The 23297-nt window shown below is 72.0% G+C and carries 18 protein-coding genes; 6 read left to right on the forward strand and 12 right to left on the reverse strand.

What is annotated here, in order from left to right; genetic code table 11:
* Positions 1–5: 5 nt before the first annotated feature.
* The 10 genes from mdh to N8J89_RS37750 all read right to left on the reverse strand — a co-directional run bounded on the left by mdh (position 6) and on the right by N8J89_RS37750 (position 9905).
* Positions 6–962 (reverse strand): malate dehydrogenase, encoded by a 957-nt coding sequence (gene mdh / locus N8J89_RS37705; protein WP_283661694.1) that lies wholly within the window; start codon positions 960–962, stop codon positions 6–8.
* A 166-nt stretch (positions 963–1128) separates the two neighbouring features.
* Complete coding sequence (locus tag N8J89_RS37710) at positions 1129–1428, reverse strand: DUF3017 domain-containing protein (protein ID WP_283661695.1); 300 nt, start codon at positions 1426–1428, stop codon at positions 1129–1131.
* The gene (locus N8J89_RS37715; RefSeq protein WP_283661696.1) at positions 1425–2276 is read right to left on the reverse strand and encodes a bifunctional methylenetetrahydrofolate dehydrogenase/methenyltetrahydrofolate cyclohydrolase; all 852 of its coding nucleotides are present in this window, start codon (positions 2274–2276) and stop codon (positions 1425–1427) included. The genes N8J89_RS37710 and N8J89_RS37715 overlap by 4 nt, the downstream gene beginning before the upstream one ends.
* Before the next feature lie 18 nt (positions 2277–2294).
* Positions 2295–3278, reverse strand: a complete 984-nt coding sequence (locus N8J89_RS37720) for a hypothetical protein (protein WP_283661697.1) — start codon at positions 3276–3278, stop codon at positions 2295–2297.
* Between the two features lie 58 nt (positions 3279–3336).
* Positions 3337–4311: a DMT family transporter gene (locus tag N8J89_RS37725; protein ID WP_283661698.1), complete on the reverse strand. Its 975-nt coding sequence runs from the start codon at positions 4309–4311 to the stop codon at positions 3337–3339.
* 58 nt (positions 4312–4369) lie between these two features.
* The gene (locus N8J89_RS37730) at positions 4370–5614 is read right to left on the reverse strand and encodes an MFS transporter (RefSeq protein ID WP_283661699.1); all 1245 of its coding nucleotides are present in this window, start codon (positions 5612–5614) and stop codon (positions 4370–4372) included.
* 45 nt (positions 5615–5659) lie between these two features.
* Positions 5660–6847, reverse strand: coding sequence for an MFS transporter (locus tag N8J89_RS37735; protein WP_283661700.1), 1188 nt, complete (start codon positions 6845–6847; stop codon positions 5660–5662).
* A gap of 3 nt (positions 6848–6850) precedes the next feature.
* Complete coding sequence (locus tag N8J89_RS37740; protein ID WP_283661701.1) at positions 6851–7444, reverse strand: pentapeptide repeat-containing protein; 594 nt, start codon at positions 7442–7444, stop codon at positions 6851–6853.
* The gene (locus N8J89_RS37745) at positions 7437–8666 is read right to left on the reverse strand and encodes a reverse transcriptase family protein (protein ID WP_283661702.1); all 1230 of its coding nucleotides are present in this window, start codon (positions 8664–8666) and stop codon (positions 7437–7439) included. Before N8J89_RS37745 ends, N8J89_RS37740 begins: the two co-directional genes overlap by 8 nt.
* A 204-nt stretch (positions 8667–8870) precedes the next feature.
* Positions 8871–9905, reverse strand: a complete 1035-nt coding sequence (locus tag N8J89_RS37750) for a LacI family DNA-binding transcriptional regulator (protein ID WP_283661703.1) — start codon at positions 9903–9905, stop codon at positions 8871–8873.
* Positions 9906–10140: 235 nt separating this feature from the next.
* Between N8J89_RS37750 and N8J89_RS37755 the strand changes: the two genes are divergently transcribed.
* The 6 genes from N8J89_RS37755 to N8J89_RS37780 are packed head-to-tail and all read left to right on the forward strand — an operon-like array spanning position 10141 to position 18308.
* A complete protein-coding gene (locus N8J89_RS37755; protein ID WP_283661704.1) occupies positions 10141–11415 on the forward strand; it encodes an ABC transporter substrate-binding protein in 1275 nt (424 codons plus the stop codon).
* Positions 11408–12307, forward strand: coding sequence for a carbohydrate ABC transporter permease (locus N8J89_RS37760; protein WP_252481286.1), 900 nt, complete (start codon positions 11408–11410; stop codon positions 12305–12307). The genes N8J89_RS37755 and N8J89_RS37760 overlap by 8 nt, the downstream gene beginning before the upstream one ends.
* Complete coding sequence (locus N8J89_RS37765) at positions 12304–13116, forward strand: carbohydrate ABC transporter permease (protein WP_283661705.1); 813 nt, start codon at positions 12304–12306, stop codon at positions 13114–13116. Before N8J89_RS37760 ends, N8J89_RS37765 begins: the two co-directional genes overlap by 4 nt.
* A 2-nt stretch (positions 13117–13118) precedes the next feature.
* The gene (locus tag N8J89_RS37770) at positions 13119–14360 is read left to right on the forward strand and encodes a glycoside hydrolase 5 family protein (RefSeq protein WP_502868519.1); all 1242 of its coding nucleotides are present in this window, start codon (positions 13119–13121) and stop codon (positions 14358–14360) included.
* Positions 14353–17403 carry an alpha-mannosidase gene (locus tag N8J89_RS37775; RefSeq protein WP_283661707.1) on the forward strand — a complete coding sequence of 1017 codons (3051 nt, stop codon included), beginning with the start codon at positions 14353–14355 and terminating at the stop codon, positions 17401–17403. Before N8J89_RS37770 ends, N8J89_RS37775 begins: the two co-directional genes overlap by 8 nt.
* A complete protein-coding gene (locus N8J89_RS37780; RefSeq protein ID WP_283661708.1) occupies positions 17403–18308 on the forward strand; it encodes a glycosyl hydrolase family 18 protein in 906 nt (301 codons plus the stop codon). The genes N8J89_RS37775 and N8J89_RS37780 overlap by 1 nt, the downstream gene beginning before the upstream one ends.
* A gap of 19 nt (positions 18309–18327) precedes the next feature.
* Here N8J89_RS37780 and N8J89_RS37785 read toward each other — a convergent pair whose 3' ends face one another.
* Together N8J89_RS37785 and N8J89_RS37790 are read right to left on the reverse strand one after the other, a co-directional pair.
* Entirely contained in the window at positions 18328–21621 is a 3294-nt protein-coding gene (locus N8J89_RS37785; RefSeq protein ID WP_283661709.1) for an error-prone DNA polymerase, read from the reverse strand.
* Positions 21621–23219, reverse strand: coding sequence for a DNA polymerase Y family protein (locus N8J89_RS37790; protein ID WP_283661710.1), 1599 nt, complete (start codon positions 23217–23219; stop codon positions 21621–21623). Before N8J89_RS37790 ends, N8J89_RS37785 begins: the two co-directional genes overlap by 1 nt.
* Positions 23220–23297 lie beyond the last annotated feature (78 nt).

Consider the following 23297-nt stretch of genomic DNA (forward strand, 5'->3'; position numbering starts at 1 on the left):
GACGATCAGAGGCTCTGCACGTCGGCCTGCTTGGCGCGCACGGCCTCGGCGGCCTCCTTGAGCGCGGCCAGCTCGGAGTCGGTCAGCTCGGTCTCCACGACCTTCTTGACCCCGCCCTTGCCCAGCTCGGCGGTGACGCCCAGGTAGACGCCCTCGATGCCGAACTCGCCGTCGACCCAGGCGCAGACCGGCATGACCGCGCCGGAGTCCTCGCGCACGGCCTTGGCCATCCGGGCGGCCGCGGCGGACGGCGCGTAGTAGGCGGAACCGGTCTTGAGCAGCGCGACCACCTCGGCGCCGCCGTTGCGGGTGCGGGTGACCAGCTCCTCGACCTTGTCCGCGAGCAGCAGGTCGGTCAGCGGCTTGCCGTTGACCGAGCAGGCCGAGGGCACCGGCACCATGGTGTCGCCGTGCGAGCCCAGGGTCAGGGTCTTGACCGAGGAGACCGGGACGGACAGCGTCTCGGCCACGAAGTTGGTGAAGCGCGCGGTGTCGAGCATGCCGGCCTGGCCGATGACCCGGTTCTTCGGGAACTGGGTGGCGATCTGGGCCAGCGCGGTCATCTCGTCCAGCGGGTTGGAGACCACGATCACCACGGCCTCGGGGGCGTGCTTGGCGACGTTCTCCGCGACCTGACGGACGATCTTGGCGTTGGTCTCGATCAGGTCCATCCGGCTCATGCCGGGCTTGCGCGGCAGACCGGCGGTGATCACCACGATGTCCGAGCCCGCGATGGCCTCGTAGCCACTGCCGTCGCGACCGGTGGTCTGGCCGACGACCTTGGTCTCGAAGCCCTCGACCGGGCGGGACTGGTTCAGGTCCAGCGCCAGGCCCTCGGCCTTGCCGTCGATGATGTCGGTCAGCACGACGGTGTCGAAGATGTCGTACTCGGCCAGCCGCTGCGCCGTGGTGGAGCCGTAGAAACCGGCGCCGATTACGGCGACCTTGCCGGAGCGTGCCACTGGTGAAGTCCTTCCGATCCGCATGTTCCGCATGGGGTGGGTCCACGGGCGCGCAGCGGAGAGGCCCGGTCACAACCGCGGGACCGCATCACCGGGCTGTGCGCCCAGCGCAGGCGAGGTTACCAACACCGCCGGTCACCGGAGTTCTCCGGTGAGCAGCATCTCCTCAGGGCCCGATGGTCATGGCCACATAGGTGATCATCAACGCGAACCCGCTGTAGGTGAGCACGTCGATCGGGCGGCTGCGGATGGCGAGCAGGTAGCTGGCCTCCACCGGCAGCGCGGCCCGGAACACCGCGGCCAGGAACAGCGCCCCGGCCAGCGTCACCGAACCGCGCTTCCAGTGGTACATCAGGATCCAGACGAACCCGAAGACCACCATGGCCATCACCACCAGGAACGGCACCACGCGCAGCCAGGCGGGCCGCTGCTCCTGGGTGGGCGGCAGGTCGGCGGCCACGCTCATCCCGCCGCTCGCTCGGCCGCCTCGACCACGTTGCTGACCAGCAGCGCCCTGGTCATCGGGCCGACGCCGCCGGGGTTGGGCGAGAAGAAGCCCGCGACCTCGCGCACGTCCGGGTGCACGTCGCCGGAGACGCCGCTGTCGGTGCGGCTGACGCCCACGTCCAGCACGGCCGCGCCCGGCTTGACCATGTCCGGCTTGATCAGCGCGGGCACACCCGCGGCGGCGATCACGATGTCCGCGCGGCGCACCTCGGCGGCCAGGTCCTTGGTGCCGGTGTGGCACAGGGTGACCGTGGCGTTCTCCGACTTGCGGGTCAGCAGCAGGCCCATGGAGCGGCCCACGGTGATGCCGCGGCCGACCACGACCACCTGCGCCCCGTTGATCGGCACCTCGTACTGGCGGAGCAGCCGGATGATGCCGTGCGGGGTGCAGGGCAGCGGCGCGGTCTTGCCCAGCACCAGGCGGCCCAGGTTGACCGGGTGCAGGCCGTCGGCGTCCTTGGCCGGGTCGATCCGCTCCAGGATCGCGTTCGCGTCGATGTGCCCGGGCAGCGGCAGCTGGACGATGTAGGCGGTGCAGTCCGGGTCGGCGTTCAGCTCGTCGATCACCTTGGCCAGCTCGTCCTGGCTGATGTCGGCGGGCAGGTCCCGGCGGATGGAGTTGATGCCCAGCTGCGCGCAGTCCTTGTGCTTGGACCGCACGTACATCGCCGATCCCGGGTCATCGCCCACCAGCACGGTGCCCAGGCCGGGCACGATGCCCCGCGCCTTGAGCGCGTCCACCCGCGGCCGCAGGTCGTCGAAGATGGCGTTCTTGGTCGCCTTGCCGTCCAGGATCGTTGCCGTCACGACTTCAATAATCCCACGTCATGCGCGCTCGTTCACGGGCACCCGTTCCAGCCAGATCTCGCGCCAGAAGGGCACGAACTCGCGTGGGCAGTTGACGTTGAAGCGGCCCAGGCAGACCACGCCCTCCAGCACGATGCACGGGTTGGCCAGGTGCAGCATCCGGCCGGTGCGCTCGTCGATGCAGCGGTCCACCCTGGCCAGCACCCTGGCGGTGCGGCCGCAGAAGTGCGCCATCTCCTCGTCGAAGCTCATGCCCCGGTTGCGCAGGTTGTCATCCAGCGTGGCCTCGATATCGGACCTGGGTCTGATCCGCACCAGCTCGCCCGGCTGTAGGTTCAACGTGGCGGTCGGGGTCTTGCCCGGTCGACCGGGGTTGAGGAAGCCCCAGTCGCGGCCGCCGCGGAAGAGCAGCCAGCGGGGCAGGCGCTTGCGGCTCTCCACCTGGACGCGGTTGAACACGCCGACCAGGAAGCCGCGCAGGGCCAGCAGCGGGCCGACGTTGCCGGTGCGCACGTCGGTGACGTACTGGCTCAGGCTGAGCACCGGCATGCAGATCGGCGCGGCGCGCAGGATCTCGGTGGCCTGGCAGGCGTAGCGGGCCTGGCCGTCCGGGTCGGCGCCCCTGGTGGTGGCCGAGACCAGCAGCGGCAGGTTCGGCTTGCCCTCGGCCGGGGTGTGGCGCGGGGCGAGCTGGCCGGGTTCGATCTTGCGGAGCCAGTCCTCCTTCCAGTACAGGGAGCAGGCGGTCTGGCAGCCGCCGTGCGCGGAGCCGTCGCAGCGCGCGCCGGTGAGGTGCACCGCGCGGGCCATCCGGCGTAGGCCGGTGTGGGTGATGGAGTCGCAGAGCTTGTGCGCCACCTTGTGCACGGTCATCCGCTGCCCGCAGTAACGCAGCATCTCCGGCATGAACGGCAGCTCGTCCAGCTCGCCGCGTTCGTCCAAGGTCGACAAAATCTCTTGCGCGCCAAGGACTTCGACCACGTCACCGACCTTCAGGCTCATGGCTCCGTCGTCCCACGGCCGAGGACCGGGTGGCAACTCCCCGTGACCGGGTTGTTACTCAGCGGCGACTGGGCAGCGCGGCCACGCCGACCGCGACCAGGGTCAGCAGGGTGCCGGTGACCGCGACCGCGGACAGGTGCGCGCCCTCGGCGGGGAAGAGCAGGTCCAGCGCCAGCGCGCCGAGCAGTTGACCGGCCACCGAGCCGAGGCCGAGCAGCAGCACGCCGGTGATCCGGACCAGCGCGGCGGCGCCCGCGATGAAGACCAGGCCGATCGCGCCGCCGAGGTAGAGCAGCGGGTCCGTGGGCAGGGTGGCGGGCCAGCCCTCGGTGGCGAAGTGGAAGACGCCGAAGACCAGCAGCGCGGTGGTCCCGGCCAGGAAGTTGACCAGGGTGGCCGGCAGCACGCCACCGGCGGCTTCCTTGATCCGGCCGTTCATCGCCTGCTGCCAGGACATGCCGATCCCGGCCAGCAGCGGCAGCACGGCCAGCACCAGCGCGCCGGGCGCGCTGAGCCGTTCGGACACCGCGACCAGCACGGCGGCCACCGCGAGCACCGCGCCCAGCACCCTGGTCACGGTCAGCGGCTGCGGACCGGCCGGCCCGAGTCCGGCCCGGTCCACCGCGAGGCTGCTCACCGCCTGCCCGGCCACCACGGCCACGGTGAACACCGCGACGCCGAGGCTGGCCACCGCCACGCCCTGGGAGAACACCAGCAGCGCGCCGCACAGCCCGCCCAGGGTCTGCCACCAGCGCACCGAGCCGTTCCGCAGCGCCGCGCCCAGCCGCTTGGTGGCCCGGCGGCTGCCCGGCAGCGCCAGGACCAGCGCGAGCACCAGCAGCAGGCCGCTGCCGAAGGAGATCAGGGCCGCGCCGACGCCGTCCTGCATCTGCCTGCCCAGCTCACCGTTGAGGCGGGACTGGAGCACGATCAGCACGCCGATGCCCGCCGCGCCCAGCACGCCGAGCAGGCGGGCGCGCGAGCTGGTCCGGGTGCGGGTGTCCGGCCGGGCCGGGGCGTCGGTGGCAGTCATCACCCCCAGCGCAACACAAGTCGGTGGCCGAGTCATCCCACCTCTGGCCGCGACTAGCTCACACCGGGTCCGAGGACTCGGGCTGACGCTGGTCAGCGGGGGTGGTTGTGCGCGGGACCACACGCACCGACCAGGCCATCAGCGCGGTGCCGAAGACCATCGCCACGGTGGCGCCCGCTGCCGCGGCGGCCGGGCCGAACCGGTCCAGCAGCCAGCCCGCGACCGGGGCGGCCAGCGCGCCGCCGGTGGTGGTGAAGGTGGCCAGCCAGCCCACCGCCTCGGCGGCCCGGCCCTGCGGGGAGATGTCGCCGATGCGCTGGTTGGACGCGGAGATGGTGGGCGCGATGGCCAGGCCGCCGATGGCCAGGATCAGGCCGATCAGCACCGGCGAGGTCGGGTCCAGCACCGGCGGCAGCACCGGCACCAGCGCGGCCATGCCGAGGCCGACCATGGCCATCCGCAGCGTGGGGCGCGGCTGTCCCGGCAGGCCGCCCGAGACCAGCCCGCCGATCAGCGAGCCGACCGCCCACACCGCGATCAGCGCACCGGCCACGGTGGGCTGGCCGAGCTCGCGGCCCAGGGCCACGATGGCCAGGTCGACCATGGTGAAGGCCATCACCAGGAACAGCGAGGAGAACAGCGTGAGGGCCAGGCCGCGGGCGGCCAGCACCGAGCGGCGCCTGGTCCCCTCGGCCAGCCTGGGCAGCGGCTGCGGGGTGTCCATGCCGGCCCGGCGCAGCACCACCGCGAAGACCAGGTTGGCGCCCAGCGAGACCGCGGCGATCAACCCGAGCGCCCAGCGCGGGCCGAGCATGCCGACCGCGAAGGCGGTGAGCACCGGGCCGAGCATGAAGGTCAGCTCGAACACGGTGGCCTCGGCGCCGTAGGCGGCGGTGCGGGCCTGGCTGTCCTTGATCCTGGTGAACGCCGAGCGCACCAGCTGGGTGGCCGGCGGGGTGCTCAGCCCGGTGAAGAAGGCGATCACCGGCGCGGCGTACCAGACCGAGGCGGGCAGCACCACCAGCACGAACAGCCCGGCCACGTAGCAGAGCACGGTGACCGTGATCAGCCGCGGCGCCGAGGTCCGGTCGGCCATCCGGCCCCGCCACGGCCCGGACACGCCGTTGCCGACGGTCAGCGCCCCCATCACCAGCCCGGCCAGCGCGTAGGAGCCGGTCCACTCCACGACCAGGAAGGTCAGCGCGATCGAGGTGCCGGTGCCGTGCAGGCGCGCGAGCACCGACCACACGAGCAGGGAGGCCAGGTGCGGGACCGCGAGGAGTTGCCGGTAGGGACGGAGCACCGGGCCAGTCTGGCGACCGGGACCGACATTCCGCGCCTGGTTTTCTCACCGCGAACGCCGGGCCGAGAGCGTCGCGAACAGGATCGCCAGCACCGCGGCCGCGGCCGCGCCACCCACCGCGGCGGCCGGTCCGACGGTGTCCAGCAGCCAGCCCGCGGCCGGGGCGGCCAGCGTGCTGCCGGTGGTGGTGAAGGTGACCAGCCAGCCGAAGGCCTCCGCCGCCCGGCCTTCCGGGGCCACCTCGCCCAGGCGCTGGTTGGAGGCGGCGATCGCGGGCGAGATGGCCAGCCCGCCGACCGCGAGCAGCACGCCGATCAGCACCGGCGAGGCCTCGGCGACCGGCGGCAGCGCGGGCACCAGCACGATCACCCCCGCGGCCAGCAGGGCCACCCGCAGCACGTAGCGCGGCGTCCCAGCCCGGCCGCCCGCGATCAGCCCGCCGACCAGCGAGCCGACCGCCCACACCGCGACCAGCGCCCCGGCCACCACCGGCTGACCGAGCTCCCGGCCCACCGCGACCACGGCCAGGTTGACGCTGGTGAAACCCATCGCCAGCAGCGTGGCCGCCAGCAGCGCCGGGGTGAGCCCCGGCAGCGCCAGCACCGATCCGCGCCTGCCGGGCCCGCCTCCGGCCACCGGCCCCGGTTCGCCAAGGCCCGCCCTGCGCAACGCGGCCGCCAGGGACAGCACGCTGGCCAGCGCGAGGGCGGCCATCAGCGCGAGCGCGGCCCTCGGCCCGGCCAGGCTGATCATGGCCGAGGCCAGCACCGGCCCGGCCATCACGGCCAGCTCGAACAGGGTGGCCTCGGCGGCGAACACGCTCGCCTTGGTCGAGTCCCCGGCCAGCCGGGTGTAGGCCGCGCGCGACACCGGCCCCACCGGCGGTGTGCTCAGCCCGATCAGCAGCGCCAGCACCGGCGCGGCGTACCAGGCCCAGGCGGGCAGCGCCATCAGCAGCAGCAGGCCGGTGACGTAGAGCAGGCAGCTGACCACCAGCACCCGTGGCGCGGAGCCGCGGTCGGCCAGCCGCCCCCGCCACGGGCCGGAGACGGCGTTGCCCACGGTCAGCGCGGCGATCACCAGCCCGGCCAGCGCGTAGGAGCCGGTCCAGCCGACCACCAGGAAGGTCAGCGCCAGCGGGGTGCCCAGCGCGTGCACCCGGCCCAGCACGGACAGGAACATGACCAGGCCCAGGTGCGGGACTCTGAGCAGTTCGCGGTAGGGCCGTAACACGCCTCAGTCGACCACGAGGCCGTGCGCGGCGGCGTAGGCCACCGCGGTGGCCAGGTCCACCCGCGCGCCGGTGAGCTGGGCCTGCACCAGGGCGTTCGCGTCCAGCCGGGCCTCGCGCAGGTCGGCCTCGCCGAGCTTGGTGTTCTGCATCCGGGCGCCCATCAGGTCGGCCCCGGTCAGGTCGGCGTGCCGCAGGTCGGCCTCGACCAGGTTGGCCTCGCGGAAGCGGATGCCGCGCAGCCGCAGCCGGCGCAGGTCCGCGCCGCCGAGCGCGGTCAGCGACAGGTCGGTCTCGCGCAGGGTCCACGGGCGCAGGCGGCAGCGCTCGAAGGTGGAGCCGACCAGCGAGCAGTTGTCCATTGTGGACTCACTGAGCACCGCGCCGCGGAAGGTGCAGCTGCGGAAGGCGGTCGCGGTGTGCCTGGACTCGCCGAGGTCGGTGTTGGCGAACAGGCAGTCGGTGAAGGTGCAGTTCGCGGTGACCAGCCCGCGCAGGTCGGCCTCGGTGAAGTCGCAGGCGGTGAAGTGCCGCCTGGTCCAGGTCTGCCTGCCCAGCACCGCGTCGACGAAGCTCTCACCGGTGATCGTCTCAGTCATTGCCGCTCCAGTCGATGTCGTCGAACAGCGCGCGCAGCCGGGCCGCGCGGACCGGGTGGGTGGCCGCCACCCAGCCGATCCGGCCGAGCAGGTGCGCGCGGAAATCCGGGTGCCCGCCGTGGTTCTGCGCGGCCGGGCCGGTGCGGGCGCAGTTGTGCAGCACCGCGCGCAGTTGGTCGTAGTCCGCGCGCGGCACCGCGGGCCGGTGGTTGACCACCAGCCCCGCCAGCCGCTGCCGCTGGTGCGCCGCGGCGATCCGGGTCTTGCCGGGGTGCAGCCGGAAGCCCTCGTCGGTGGCGATCCGCCGCACCCCGTCCCGCAACCGGTCCAGCGGAAGGTCACCGGAGAAGGCCAGGTCGTCGGCGTACCGGGTGAAGGCCGCGCCGATCCGCTCGGCGAGCCCGGCCAGCCGCCGGTCCAGCCGCGCGGCCAAGGCGTTGGCGATGGCCGGTGAGGAGGGCGCGCCCTGGGGCAGGTGCGGGGTGGCCAGCCGGTGCCGCTCGGCCCCCGGCGGGGCGTCCCGCAGCACCTCGGCCGGGGTGACCGTGGTGAGCAGCCCGGTGAGCGCGGCGGCCACGTTGCCCGGGTAGCCGAGGTGGCAGAAGTAGGCGCGCAGCCGGGCCGCGGTGATCGAGGTGAAGAACCCGGCCAGGTCGAAGCGTGCCACCAGCGCCGCCCCGGCGTGCGGCGCGGCGAAGGTCGCCGCCGAGCGGCCAGGCCGGAACCCGTGCGCGGCCTCGTGCACCGGGAGCTGGTTGAGCAGTAGGCGGTTCAGGCGGCGCTGGAGCTCGGCCAGTCGTGGTTTGGGCGCTTCCACCGGCCGCGCGCCGAGCCAGCGGTGCCGGTAGTGGCGGAGGGGCTGGTCAGCGCGGCGGTTCCAGGTGCGGACGTCGGCGAACCAGTCCAGCTCGCCGGGGGTGAGCCGGAGGGCGGCGGCCAGCTCGGCCGGGGTCTCCCAGCGTGGCACCTCAGCGCGCCAGCGGGTGCGCGGCGGCTCGGGCGGCGGGTGGTGGCGGGGCAGCTCGGCGAGCAGGCGGGCCAGGGCTTCCGGCGGGCCGAAGAAGGGGCTCGGGCTGAGGTCGAGCAGGCGGGTGGCCAGGTCCTCGGGATCGCGGTTCGGCGCGGCGTGCAGCGGAACCGCGGCCAGGCGGGTGGCCAGGGCCGCGCGGGTCCAGGGACCGGCGAGAGCGGCGCGGGCGATGGGGAGGAGGGCGGCGGTCACGCGACCACCCGTCGACCCGAGGCGTGTGGCGGGACGGGGCGACCTCTTCCTTCGTCCGCCGCGTGGGATCCGCACGCGGAGCGTACCGAACCACGCGGGGCGCACTGACCAGCTGGAGAACCGCTCCCCGGGGTTGCCCCGGAGGGACGGGAAAGCACGCGGCCACCCGTCGTCTCGCTCCCGCCCCGCCACACCGCGACGACGCTACCCACTACCCCCGACAGGCGGTGCGGTGCTCCCCCTCGGTTCCAGTCGCGGCAGCTCGTCCTGCACGTCCTGCGCCGGCAACCCGCCCACCAGTCCGAGCAGCCGCCGGGCCGCGCGGGCGCCGAAGGCCGCGGTGTCCCGGACCAGCGCGGTGAGCTGGGGGTGGGTGAGACGGCAGAGGGCGGAGTCGTCCCAGGCGACCACGGACAGCTCGCCGGGCACCCGGATGCCGAGCTTGGCCGCCTCGCTCAGGCCCGCCACGGCCATCACGTCGTTGTCGTAGACCACCGCGGTCGGGCGGGTGGCCGCGGTGAGCAGGGTGCGGGTGGCGTGCGCGCCCGCTTCGACGCTGTAGTCGGTGGCCAGCGAGGGTTCCGCGGCCAGGCCGTGGCGCTGCATGGCCAGCTGGAAGGAACGGACCCGGCGTTCGGTGTGGATCAGTCTCGGCAGACCCGCGATGTGCGCGATCCGCTTGTGTCCCAGGCCGACCAGGTGGTCGACGATGGCGCCCATGGCGGCCGCGTCGTCCACCCAGATGCTGGGTGTGCCGCCGGGGCACGGGCCTCCTATCACCAGGGCGGGCACGCCGAGCTTGGCCAGCAGCGCCGGCCGCGGGTCGACCAGCCTGGGGTCCACCACGAGCAGTCCGGCCACCCGGCGCTCGGCCCACCAGCGGCGGTACAGCTCGCATTCGGCGGAAAGGTCTTCCACCACCTGGAAGAGCAGTGCGGTGGAACTGCGGGCCAGCGCGGTCTGAATTCCGGAGACCAGTTGCAGGAAGAATGGCTCGACACCCAGGGTGGCGGCCGGTCTGGCGAACACCAGGCCGACCGTGTCGGTCTTGGCCGCGGACAGGGCGCGGGCCGCGCTGTTGGGTCGCCAGTCGAGTTCCTCGGCCACCTGCATGATGCGCCTGCGGGTCTGCTCGGACACACCGGGCCGGTTGTTCAGCGCGAACGACACCGCGCTCTCCGACACCCCCGCGGCACGGGCGATGTCCCTGATGGTGACCCGTTTGGCGCTTGCCTCCACCGGGTGGACACCTCCCGAAGTAAAGCGGTTTATCGATTCCGAGATAAAGCGCATTAGTTCTGGCACTGTCGCCTGGGTGAACACGGCCTGTCAAGTACTGGACAAGAAAGTGGACAGGGCTACTCTCCGGTGTTGACGCAGCCGGTCGGACAGCGCATTTTTTGCCCACCTGAATCCCGCCGAAGGAGTTCTCGCCATGCGCCTTGCCAGAGGGTCGACAACGGTGTTGGCCGCGATGACGGCAACGGTTCTCACCCTGTCCGCCTGCGGCCTGAGCGGCTCCGGCGCACCGCAGCCGGCCCAGGCGGTCACCGGCGAGGTCAAGGGGCAGGTCAGCTTCCAGACCTGGAACCTCAAGAGCAAGTTCGGCGACTACTTCACCGGCCTGATCGCCGAGTTCGAGAAGCAGCACCCCGGCACCAAGGTCGAGTGGCTGGACCAGCCCGCCGACGGCTACGCGGACAAGCTCAGCGCGGACGCCAGCGCGGGCACGCTGCCGGACATCATGAACCTCTCGCCGGACCTGGCCTACCCGCTGTACCAGAAGAAGCTGTTGCTGGACCTGGACACCGCGGCCCCCGAGGCGAAGAAGGACTACCTGCCCAACGCCTGGCAGGGCTACGTGATGCCCTCGCCGGACCCGGCACAGCGGCGCAACGCGGCCTTCCCCTGGTACCTCAACACCGGCCCGAACTTCTACAACAAGCAGCTGTTCAGCCAGAACGGCCTGGACCCCGCGAAGCCGCCGAAGACCTACGACGAGCTCAAGGACCAGGCGCTGCGGCTGGCGAGCGCGAGCGGTGGCAAGGTCGCCATGCTCGGCCAGACCCCCGGCATCGAGGACTTCGGCCTCTTCGGCGTGCCGCTGATGGACGAGGGCGGCACCAGGTTCACCTTCAACGACAGCAAGGGCGTGCAGCTGGTCGAGCTGTACAAGGCCATGTACGACGCCAAGGCGCTGCTGCCCGAGGCGCTCAGCGCCACCTACACCGGCTCCGGCGCGAAGTTCCTCGCCCAGCAGATCGCGCTGTCCTCGGGCAGCGCATACGACCTGCAGAAGTTCCGCACCGACGCGCCCGGGCTGTACAACAACATCGGCATCACCGAGCCGATGACCAACACCGGCAAGGCCAACATGTACCTGCAGGGCCTCTCGATCGCCGCGCAGAGCAAGAACAAGCCGACCGCGATCGCCTTCGCCCGCTTCGTCACCAACGCCAAGAACCAGCTCGGCTTCGCCAAGATCGTCACGGTGTTCCCGAGCACCACCGGCACCCTGGACGATGCGTTCTTCACCAGCGAGGACGGCACCGACGTGGGCCGGGTCCGGGTGGCCGCGGCCAAGCAGCTGGCCGGTGCGGTGAACTACACGCCGGTGCAGCTGTCCGACCAGATGAAGACCATCCTGCGCAACGAGATCGCCAACGCCATGCTGGGCAAGCAGTCCGCCAAGCAGGCGCTGGACAACGCGGTCGCGCAGTGCGACAAGCTGTTGCGCCCCAATGGCTGAGCTGGTTCGCAAGCCGCTGCGCCGGGAGTGGTGGCTGACCCCGTGGCTGTTCCTGGTGCCCGGCCTGGCGGTCGTGGTCCTGTTCAGCGTCTACCCGTTCCTCAACACGCTGCTGCTGTCCTTCACCGACGCCACCGCGCTCGGCGGCGGGAAGTTCACCGGGCTGGACAACTTCAGCCGGATGCTGGACGACCCGCAGTTCTGGACCGCGATCACCAACAGCGCGCTGTACGTGGTCGGGGTGGTGCCCGCACTGGTCTTCCTGCCGCTGCTGCTGGCCTTGCTGGTGCAGAAGCAGGTGCCGGGCATCGCCTTCTTCCGCTCCGCCTTCTACACCCCGGTGGTGGCCTCCATCGTGGTGGTCGGGCTGATCTGGACCTGGCTGCTGGACAGCCGCGGCCTGGTGAACAGCCTGTTGCAGGGCCTGCGGATCGTCTCCGAGCCGGTGCCCTTCCTGACCGACGCCAACCTGCTGCTGATCAGCGCGATGGTCGTGACGGTGTGGAAGGGCCTGGGCTACTACATGATCATCTACTTGGCGGCGCTGGCGAACGTGCCCAAGGAGCTGCACGAGGCGGCCGAGGTGGACGGGGCGGGGCCGATCCGGCGCTTCTTCTCCATCACGGTGCCGACCATCCGCTCCACCATGGTGCTGGTGGCCGCGCTGTCCGCGGTGGCCGCGTTCCGGGTGTTCTCCGAGGTGTTCATCCTCTCCGGCAACTCCGGCGGGCCGGGCGGCGCGGACATCACGCTGGTGATGCTGATGCGCCAGGTCGGCACCGGCCTCAACGGCGACATCGGCTACGCCTCGGCGCTGAGCCTGGTGCTGTTCGTGCTCACCCTCGGCCTGATGCTGCTGGTGCTGCGGCTGAACCGGAAGGAGGACGAGTGAGGCTCGTGCTCCGGTACGCGTTGCTGCTGGGCGTGCTGCTGCTGTCCATCGGCCCGTTCCTGTGGCAGCTGTCCACCTCGCTCAAGGGCGTCGGCGAGGACATCTACAGCTACCCGCCCGCGTTCCTGCCCAGCGATCCGACGCTGGCCAACTACGGCAAGGTCGCCGACGTGGTGCCGGTCTGGGACTTCGCGCTGAACTCGCTGATGGTGGCCAGCGCCAACGTGGTGCTCAACTGCCTCGGCGCGTCCATGGCCGGATATGCCTTGTCCCGCATGCGTTTCCGCGGCCGCGGCTTCGCCACGCTGGCCTTCCTGCTGGCACTGCTGGTGCCCGGCGAGGCGATCCTGGTCTCGCTGTTCCTGATGATGCGCAGCTTCGGCCTGGCCGACACGCTGGTCGCGGTGGTGCTGCCCGGCGCGGTCGGCGCGCTCAACGTCTTGTTGATGCGCAACGCCTTCAGCGCGCTGCCGCAGGCGGTGGAGGAGGCCGCGGTGATCGACGGGGCGAACGCCTGGCAGCGGTTCACCAGGGTCGCGCTGCCCTCGGTGAAGGGCTCGGTGGCGGTGGTGGCGATCTTCTCCTTCATGTTCAGCTGGGACGACTTCCTGTGGCCGCTGATCGTGCTGAGCAACCCGGAGAACTACACGCTCACCATCGGCCTCAACTACCTCAAGGGCACCTTCGCCCTTGACCAGCGGCTGGTCGCGGCGGGCACCATCATCGCCGTGGCCCCGCTGATCCTGATGTTCGTGAGCCTCCAGCGGTACTTCTTCCGCGGGGTCGGTGAGGGGGCGGTGAAGGGTTGAGCGTGCGATTCGGCGTCAACTACACACCTGCGCAGGGCTGGTTCTTCCACTGGCTGGACTTCGACCTGGACGCGGTGCGGCGGGACCTGGACTCCATCGCGGGCCTCGGCCTGGACCACATCCGGGTGTTCCCGCTGTGGCCGGTGTTCCAGCCGAACCGGACCCTGGTGCGCGCCAAGGCGATCGACGATCTGCTGGCCGTCGTGGACGCGGCGGGCGAGCGTGGCCTGGACGTGGCGGTGGACGGCTTGCAGGGCCACCTGTCCAGCTTCGACTTCCGTCCATCGTGGACGGTCAGCTGGCACCGGCGGAACCTGTTCACCGACCCGGATGTGGTGGCCGGGGAAGCCTTCTACCTGCGCACGCTGGCCACCGCGCTGGCCGGGCGGCCCAACTTCCTCGGTATGACCCTGGGCAACGAGGTCAACCAGTTCTCCGACAAGCCGCACCCGGACCCGGACCCGCTGTCGGTGGCCGAGGCCGGGGACTGGCTCACCCGGCTGCTGGCCGCCTGCGAGCAGGGCGCGCCGGGGAAGTTCCACACGCACTGCGCCTACGACGCGGTGTGGTTGCAGGACGGGCACCCGTTCACCCCGGCGCACGCGGCCCGGATCGGCGCGGCCACCAACGTGCACTCCTGGGTGTTCAACGGCACCGCGCAGCGCTACGGCGGCGACTCCGCGGCCACCGCGCACTACGCCGAGTACCAGGTCGAACTGGCCGCCGCCTGGGGCGAGCCGGGCCATCCGGTGTGGCTGCAAGAGGTCGGCGCACCGGCCCCGCACATCCCGGCCGAGCGCGCGGGCGAGTTCGCCGCGCAGACCGTGGCGAACGCGCTGACCTGCCCGGACCTGTGGGGCATCACCTGGTGGTGCTCGCACGACGTCAGCCGGGAGCTGGCCGACTTCCCGGAGCTGGAGTACGGCCTCGGCCTGTTCACCAACGACAACCAGCGCAAACCTGCCGGGCAGGCGGTCGCCGAGGCCATCGCCGCGGCGAAACCCGTTGCCGCGTCCAGAAAAACCGCGCTGGTGCTCGATGTCGGCGAGGAGCACACCGCGCCCGGCCGCGCGACCTGCGGCCCCGGCGGCGAGTTCTTCGAGGCCTGGCTGGAGCTCGCGGTGCGCGGCGCCCGCCCGGCGGTCGTGCTCGCCTCGCGGGCGCGGGACACACAACACCTGACCACACGGGGCATTTCCGAGGTTGTGCACGTGCCGGACGGCTGGAGTAGCAAGCATGCATGACGACCACAAGCTGATCGAGGGCCGCATCGAGCGGGTGCTGCGGGAGCGGATCCGCCCCGCGGTCTACCCCAGCTCGGTCGGCGTGGACCTGGCCGTGTGGCACGCCCCCGGTGAGCCGGTGCCGGCGGCCGAGGCCCTCGCCGCCGAGTACCAGCCGAGTTCCGTTGGCGCGCAATGGGGTCCGGCCTGGGGCACCAGCTGGTTCCGGCTCACCGGCACGGTGCCTGCGGAGTGGTCCGGGCTGGCCGTGGAGCTGGTCTTCGACCTCGGCTTCGACGACAAGATGACCGGCTTCCAGTGCGAGGGCCTGGCCTACCGGGCCGACGGCAGTCCGGTGAAGGGCCTCAACCCGCGCAACACCTGGCTGCCGGTGGGCGATCCGGCCCAGGGCGGCCAGGAGGTCGTCTACTACCTGGAGGCCGCGGCCAACCCGGTGCTGCTGGACTACATCCCGTTCCAGCCCACCCAGCAGGGCGACCGGCTCACCTCCAGCGACGAGCCGCTGTACCGGATCGCGCGCGCCGACCTGGCCGTGTTCGACCACCAGGTGTGGCAGCTGGTGCAGGACATCGAGGTGCTCTACCAGCTGATGCTGGAGCTGCCGCTGACCGAGGCCCGCCGCTGGGAGCTGCTGCGCGCGCTGGACCGGGCCATCGACGCGGTGGACCTGCAGGACGTCGGCGGCACCGCGAGCGCGGCCCGCGCCGAGCTGGTGGACATGCTCAGCCGCCCCGCGCACACCAGCGCGCACCAGGTCTCCGCGATCGGGCACGCGCACATCGACTCGGCCTGGCTGTGGCCGCTGCGGGAGACCGTGCGCAAGGTCGCGCGCACCGCCTCCAACGTGACCAAACTGATGGACGAGCACCCCGGCTTCCACTTCGCCATGTCCCAGGCCCAGCAGCTGGCCTGGATCGAGGAGCACCACCCGAAGGTCTTCGCCAGGGTCAAGGAGAAGATCGCCACCGGCCAGTTCGTGCCGGTGGGCGGGATGTGGGTGGAGTCGGACACCAACATGCCCGGCGCGGAGGCGATGGCCAGGCAGTTCACCCACGGCAAGAACTACTTCGCCTCCCGCTTCGGCATCGAGACCAACGAGGTGTGGCTGCCGGACTCCTTCGGCTACACCGCCGCGCTGCCGCAGCTGGTGCGCCTGTCGGCCTCCCGCTGGTTCCTCACCCAGAAGATCAGCTGGAACCAGACCAACAAGTTCCCGCACCACACCTTCTGGTGGGAGGGCCTGGACGGCACCCGGATCTTCACCCACTTCCCGCCCGCGGACACCTACAACTCCGAGCTCAGCGGCAAGGAGCTGGCGCACGCCGCGCGCAACTACCAGGAGAAGGGCAAGGCGACCCGCTCGCTGGTCCCGTTCGGCTGGGGCGACGGCGGTGGCGGCCCCACCAGGGAGATGCTGGCCCGCGCCGCCCGGCTGACCGACCTGGAGGGCTCGACCAGGGTCACCGTGGAGCCGCCCGCGGAGTTCTTCCGCAAGGCGGAACAGGAGTACCCGGACGCGCCGGTGTGGGTGGGCGAGCTGTACCTGGAGTTCCACCGCGGCACCTACACCAGCCAGGCCAAGACCAAGCAGGGCAACCGGCGCAGCGAGCACCTGCTGCGCGAGGCCGAGCTGTGGGCGGCCACCGCGGCGGTCCGGCTGGGCGCGGACTACCCGTACGAGCGGCTGGACCGGCTGTGGAAGCTGGTGCTCACCAACCAGTTCCACGACATCCTGCCCGGCTCCTCGATCGCCTGGGTGCACCGGGAGGCCGAGGAGACCTACGCCGCGGTCGCCGACGAGCTGAACGAGATCATCGGTGTGGCACAACAGGCCCTGGCCGGCGCCGGGGACGCGCCGGTGGTGTTCAACGCGGCCCCGCACGCCCACGCGGAGGTCCCGGCCGCCGGCGCGCTGCCCCGCGGCGAGTTCGCCGGACACCCCGTCTCAGTGTCCACTGTGGACGGTGCCACGGTGCTGGGCAACGAGTTCCTGTCGGTGACCGTGGACGGTGACGGCCTGATCAGCTCGATCCACGACCTGGCCGCCGACCGCGAGGTCATCGCACCCGGCGCGCGGGCGAACCTGTTGCAGCTGCACCCGGACTTCCCGAACATGTGGGACGCCTGGGACGTGGACTCCTTCTACCGCAACAAGGTCACCGACCTGACCGAGGCCGAGCTGGTCAGCGTGGAGACCAACTCGCCGGAGCTGGCCACGCTCCGCATCCAGCGCTCGTTCTCCGCCTCCACGGTGACCCAGCTGCTCACCCTGCGCGCGGGCAGCCGGTGCGTGGAGATCGACACCGAGGTGGACTGGCACGAGACGGAGAAGTTCCTCAAGCTGAGCTTCCCGGTGGACGTGCAGTCCGACCGGGTGGCCGCGGAGACCCAGTTCGGGCACGTGTACCGGCCGACGCACACCAACACCAGCTGGGACGCGGCCAAGTTCGAGATCTGCGCGCACCGCTGGGTGCACCTGGGTGAGCCGGACTACGGGGTGGCGCTGGTCAACGACTCCACCTACGGCCACGACATCAGCCGGGCCGCGCGGGAGGGTGGCGGCACGGTCAGCGTGATCAGGGCCTCGCTGCTGCGCGCGCCGCGCTTCCCCGACCCGGAGACCGACCACGGCGTGCACCGGTTCCGGCACGCGCTGGTGCTCGGCGCGGACAAGGCGGACGCGGTGCGCGCCGGGTACCGGATCAACCTGCCGGAGCGGGTGGTTTCCGGTGCGGGGGAACAGGTCCAGCCGATCGTCACGGTGGACAACCCGGGCGTGGTGGTCGAGTCGGTCAAGCTCGCCGACGACCAGAGCGGCGACCTGGTGCTCCGGCTCTACGAGGCCCTCGGCTGCCGTGCCAGGGCGCGTCTCAGCGTTGGCGCGGAGATCACCGCCGCCTACTCCACCGACCTCCTGGAACGGCGCTGGGACGACACCACCGAGTACGAGGTGACCGGCAACGGGTTCGAGCTGAGCCTGCGGCCCTTCGAGATCGTCACCGTTCGGCTCCCGCGAAACCCTGCCAGCCAAGGAGATCACTGATGCGGAAGCTGCTCACCGCGGCCGGGACGCTGGTCCTGCTGCTGTCACTGGCCACTCCGGCACAGGCCGCGCCGCACAAGCGCACGGTCGTCTACTACCAGACCCAGTACAGCAACGGGGCCACCGGTGACTACGTCTCGCCGCTGCCGCTGCTGACCAACAACACCGGGGTCACCGACGTCATCGTGGCCGCGATCCACCTCAACGCGGACAAGACGGTGCACCTCAACGACCACCCGCCGTCGCACGAGCGCTACACCCGGATGTGGCAGGACCTGAAGTCCATGCGGGACCGCGGGGTCAACGTGATCGGCATGGTCGGCGGCGCGGCCCAGGGCACCTACGCGAACCTGGAACGCGACTTCGCCACCTTCTACCCGCTGCTGAAGAACGTGATCACCACCTACGGGCTCAACGGCGTCGACCTCGACGTCGAGGAGAAGATGTCCCAAGCTGGCATCACCAAGCTGATCGATGCGCTGCGCAAGGACTTCGGCAGCGGCTTCCTGATCACCCTGGCCCCGGTGGCCAGCGCGCTCCACGGCGGCGGCAACATCTCCGGCTTCAACTACGAGACGCTGTACCGGGAGCGCGGCAGCCAGATCAACTGGTTCAACGCCCAGTTCTACTGCGGCTGGGGCAGCATGGCCGACACCGCGGGCTACGACCGGATCATCGGCCGCAAGCTCATCCCGCCGGCCAAGGTGGTCGCGGGCGTGATCACCAACCCGGCCTCCTGCGGCGGGTACGTGGAGCTGGACAAGCTGAAGAGCACCATCAAGCAGCTGACCCAGAAGTACCCGACCTTCGGCGGCGTGGACGGCTGGGAGTACTTCAACTCCAACCCCGGCGGCACCGCCCGCCCGTGGGAGTGGGCCAAGGAGATCACCTCGGCCATGCGCTGAACCCCGCGACCCGGTGCGCTCACTGGAAGTCCCGTGAGCGCACCGGGATCCGCAGGTCCAGCGCGGACAGGTGCTCGGCCCGCAGGCTGATCACGCCCTGCGCCTTCTCCAGCACCCCGCGCACCACCACCGCCGAGCTCTGCCGCGCGATCCGCCGGTAGCGGGCCCACACGCCCTGCGTGCACACCACGTTCACCATGCCGGTCTCGTCCTCCAGGTTGAGGAAGGTGACCCCGCCCGCGGTGGCCGGGCGCTGCCGGTGGGTCACCGCACCGCCCACCGCCACCCGCCGACCATTGTCCACAGTGGATAGTTCGGCGGTGGTCAGCACGCCGCGCGCGGTCAGCTTCTCGCGCAGGAACTGGATCGGGTAGCTGTCCGGGGAGATGCCGGTGGCCCACACGTCGGCGACCGCCTGCTCCAGCGCGTCCATGCCGGGCAGCGGCGGCGCGGTCACCCCGACCGTGGTGCCCGGCAGGCTGCCCGGTCCCTCCCTGGCCACCGCGCCCGCGGCCCACAGCGCGGCCCTGCGGTTGAGCCCGAAGCAGCCGAACGCGCCCGAGGTGGCCAGCGCCTCCAGCTGCGGCAGGGTCAGCTTGCAGCGGCGGGCCAGGTCCACCATGTCGGCGTACGGTCCCTCTGCCCGCGCGGCCACGATCCGCTCGGCCAGCGGCATGCCCACCGTGCGCACCGAGCCCAACCCCAGCCGCACCAACGGTTTCCCCGCGTCACCGGGCTCCAGTCCGGCGTGTGGCAGGCTGGCGTTGATGTCCGGGCCGAGCACGGTCACCCCGTGCCGCCTGGCGTCGGCGACCAGGGACTGCGGCGAGTAGAAGCCCATCGGCTGCGCGCGCAGCAGGGCGGCGCAGAACGCGGCCGGGTAGTACAGCTTGAACCAGCTGCTCGCGTAGACCAGCAGCGCGAAGCTGAGCGCGTGGCTCTCCGGGAAGCCGAAGTTGGCGAAGGCCAGCAGCTTGTCGTAGATCCGCTGCGCTCGCTCGCCGGTGATCCCGTTGCGGGCCATGCCGGAGAAGAACCGGTCCTTCAGCCGGGCCATCCGCTCCCCGGAACGCTTGGCCCCCATCGCCCGGCGCAGCTCGTCCGCCTCGGCCGCGGAGAAACCGGCCACCTCCACCGCGATCTGCATCAGCTGCTCCTGGAACAGCGGCACGCCAAGGGTTTTCGCCAGCGCCTTCTCCAGCAGCGGGTGCTCGTAGGTGATCGGCTCCTTGCCGTTGCGGCGGCGGATGTAGGGGTGCACCGAGCCGCCCTGGATCGGACCGGGCCGGATCAGCGCGACCTCCACCACCAGGTCGTAGAACCTCTCCGGCCGCATCCGGGGCAGGGTGGCCAGCTGGGCCCTGCTCTCCACCTGGAACACGCCGATCGCGTCCGCCCTGCGCAGCATCTCGTACACCGCCGGATCGGCCAGGTCCTGGCCGAGCTGGTGCAGGGTGACCGTGCGGCCGTGGTGCTCGGCGACCAGGTCGATCATGTAGTGCAGCGCGGAGAGCATGCCGAGGCCGAGCAGGTCGAACTTGACCAGCCCCATGGCCGCGCAGTCGTCCTTGTCCCACTGCAACACGCTGCGGTTGGCCATCCGCGCCCACTCCACCGGGCAGGTCTCGCCGATCGGCTGCTCGGAGATGACCATGCCGCCGGAGTGGATGCCCAGGTGCCGGGGCGCGCCTTCCAGCTCGGCGGCCAGCTCCAGCACCGGCAGCGGGATCTCGGTGTCGTCCACAGTGGACTCCATCGGTCCCCAGCGCTCGATCTGCTTGCTCCAGGCGTCCTGCTGCCCGGTGGAGAAGCCCAGTGCCTTGGCGGTGTCCCGCACCGCGGACCGGCCGCGGTAGGTGATCACGTTGGCCACCTGCGCCGCGTGGCTGCGGCCGTAGCGCTGGTAGGCGTACTGGATCACCTCCTCCCGCCGGTCGGACTCGATGTCCAGGTCGATGTCCGGCGGTCCGTCCCGCTCCGGCGCCAGGAACCGCTCGAACAGCAGCTCGTACTTCACCGGGTCGGCGTGCGTGATGCCCAGCGCGAAGCACACCGCCGAGTTGGCCGCCGAGCCCCGGCCCTGGCAGAGGATGTCCGCGCGGGCGCAGAACTCCACCAGGTCCCACACCACCAGGAAGTACCCGGCGAACCCCAGCTCCTTGATCACCGCCAGCTCGTGCTCGACCTGCCGCCGCTGCTCGTCGAACTCCGCGCCCTCCGCGACCCGCTGGTGCAGCCCCAGGTAGACCTGCCTGCGCAGGAAGCTGTCCTCGTCGTGCCCGGGATCCACCGGGTAGGGCGGCAGCCGCGGCTTGACGCTCTTGAGGTTGAAGGACAGCCGGATGCCCAGTTCGGCGGCGGTGGGCACGGCGGTCGGGTAGCGCCGGAACCGCTCGGCCATCTCCGCGCCGGAGCGCAGGTGCGCGGCCCCCGACGGCGGCAGCCAGCCGTCCATCTCGTCCAGGCTGCGCCGGGCCCGCACCGCGGCCATCGCGGTGGCCAGCCGGTGCCGGGAGGGCGCGGAGTAGTGCACCGCGTTGGTGGCCGCCACCCGCAGCCCGTGCCGCTCGGCCAGGCCGGCCAGCTGATCGTTGCGGGTGGTGTCGCCGGGCAGCCCGTGGTCGGTCAGCTCCACCACCACGTGCTCCCGCCCGAACAGCGCCACCAGCCGGTCCAGCTCCCGCCCCGCCGCCTCCGGCCCGCCGGTGGCCAATGCCTGGCGCACCATGCCCTTGCGGCACCCGGTGAGCACCAGCCAGTCCTGATCCGCTTGCGCGGCAACGTCTTCCAGCTGGTAGACCGGCTTGCCCTTCTCCGCACCCGCCAGCTGCGCCTTGGTGATCGCCCGGCACAGCGAGCCGTAGCCGTCCGGGTTGCGCGCCAGCACCAGCAGGTGGCTGCCCTCCGGATCCGGGATGCCGTTCTGCGGCATGGTCAGCCCCAGGCTCAGCTCGGCCCCGAACACGGTGCCCAGCCCGTGCGCCCCGGCCGCCTCGGCGAAGCGCACCACCCCGTACATGCCGTCGTGGTCGGTGATCGCCAGCGCGGTCAGCCCCAGCCGCGCCGCCTCGGCGGCCAGCTCCTCCGGATGGCTGGCCCCGTCCAGGAAGCTGAAGTTGGAGTGGCAGTGCAGCTCCGCGTAGGGCACCCGGGGCGGCAGCTGGCTCGGCGGCAGGTCCGGCTCGTAGGTCGCCCGGCGCCGGGTCCAGGCCGGGCTGTCCCCGCCGTCGCCGGGGTGCTCCTCATCGCGCGGCCTGCCGGAGAGCGCCTGCTCGAACTCCCGCCAGCTCACCGGCGGGTTGTTCCACCCCATCAGTCGTACACCCCTTCCACCTGCCAGGAACCGTTGGCACAGGCCAGCAACAACGCCTGCCCGTCCGCCAGCAGCACCTGCAACCGGGCCACCCGGTTCGCGCCCAGCTCCGGCGGCAGCCACCAGCGCTCCTCCACCGTCCACGGCCCCGCCCACGCGGTGACCAGCCGCGACCGTCCACTTTCGACAGTCACCTCGTGCGGCGGCCCGCTGATCCGCTGCCGCGCGCTGACGCTGACCACGTTGCCCCGCCGGTCCTTCACGATCGCGGCCACCGGCTCCGCGGGCACCAGCGTCGGCGAGGGCGCGGGCAGCCGCCCCGGCCACGGCGGCTCCGGATCATGCCGGGGCCGCGCCTCGTCCCCCCAGGGCACCCAGCGGACCCGCTCCCCAGGACCGCGTCCGCCACCGAGCACCCCGGTGCACACCGCCTCCGGCCCCAGCAGCCCCTGCACCCGGACGAAGGCCCGCCCGGCCCGCTCGGCCAGCTGCGCCGCGCCCTCGCCCTTCCACAGGTCGAGCTGGAGCACCCCGGCGTCGACCACCTCCTCCGGCTCCACCCGCAACAGGTTGATCCCCGCGGTCGGCCCGCCCGCCCGCAGCCAGCCGTCCAGCTGCCAGCGCACCCGGTCGGCGATCCCGTTGGCGGTCAACGGTTCCGCGCACCGCCACACCCGGCTCAGCTCCTCGCCGTGCTCGGTGCGGGCCTGGATGGCCAGCCGGGTGCAGGCCAGCCCGCGCGCGGCCAGCACGGTGTGCAGCCGCTCGGCCAGCGCCCGCGCCGCGAACGCCGCCGCGTCCACCCGCTCCACCGGCGGGTCGAGCTGTTGCGCCACCGCCAGTTCCGCCGGTGGCAACCGCCGGTCGGCGGGCCGCTCCTCCAGCCCGCGCGCCAGCCGGTGCGCCCGCACCGCCGCCGCGCCGAACCGGGAGGCCACCTCCCGCTCCGGCAACACCCCGAACTCCCCAAGCGACCGCAACCCCAACCGCCGCAACAGGTCCACCAGCTCGCCCCGCCCGGCCAACCGCTCCGCGGGCTGATCCAGCTCGCCGATTCCCAGTGGTGCCAAGAACTCCGGACTCCCCCCAGGCGGCACCAGCACCCCGCGGTGCGCGGCCAGCGTCGCCGCGAACAACCCGTCCGCCACCCCGACCTGGCACTCCACCCCGGCCAGCGCCCCGACCTGGTCGACCAGCCGCTCGGCCGCCTCCTCCGCGCCGAAGTACCCCACCGGCCCCTGCGCGGGCAGCGCGACCAGCCCCGGCCGCACGATCTCGATCCCCGGCGCGAGCTGCTCGATCCCCAGCGCCACCGGCTCGAACAACCGCGCGTCCCTGGTCTGGTCGTCCTCGAACACCACCAGCTCGGGACAGCGCCCCTCGGCCTCCCGGCGGCGCAGCCCACGCCGGATGCCCTCCACCCGCGCGGTCGCCGAGCAGGCGAGCACCTTGCCCCCGGCGAGCACCGCGCAGGGGGTGCGCGGGTCCAGCCCGGCGGCGGCGATGGCCGCGGTCACCGGCCAGTCCGGACACCAGATGACCAACAGCCGCAACGGCCGGTACCCCGCGGGGATCTCGGGCAGCACGGCCTCCGGCACGCGATGCGCCAGCCCCGCATACCGCGCGAGCCCCGTCCCACCCGCGGGCGCGGCACCGCCCGCGAGCCCCGCCCCGCC

Origin of the sequence: Crossiella sp. CA-258035, from assembly GCF_030064675.1 — a bacterium.
Taxonomy (GTDB): domain Bacteria; phylum Actinomycetota; class Actinomycetes; order Mycobacteriales; family Pseudonocardiaceae; genus Crossiella.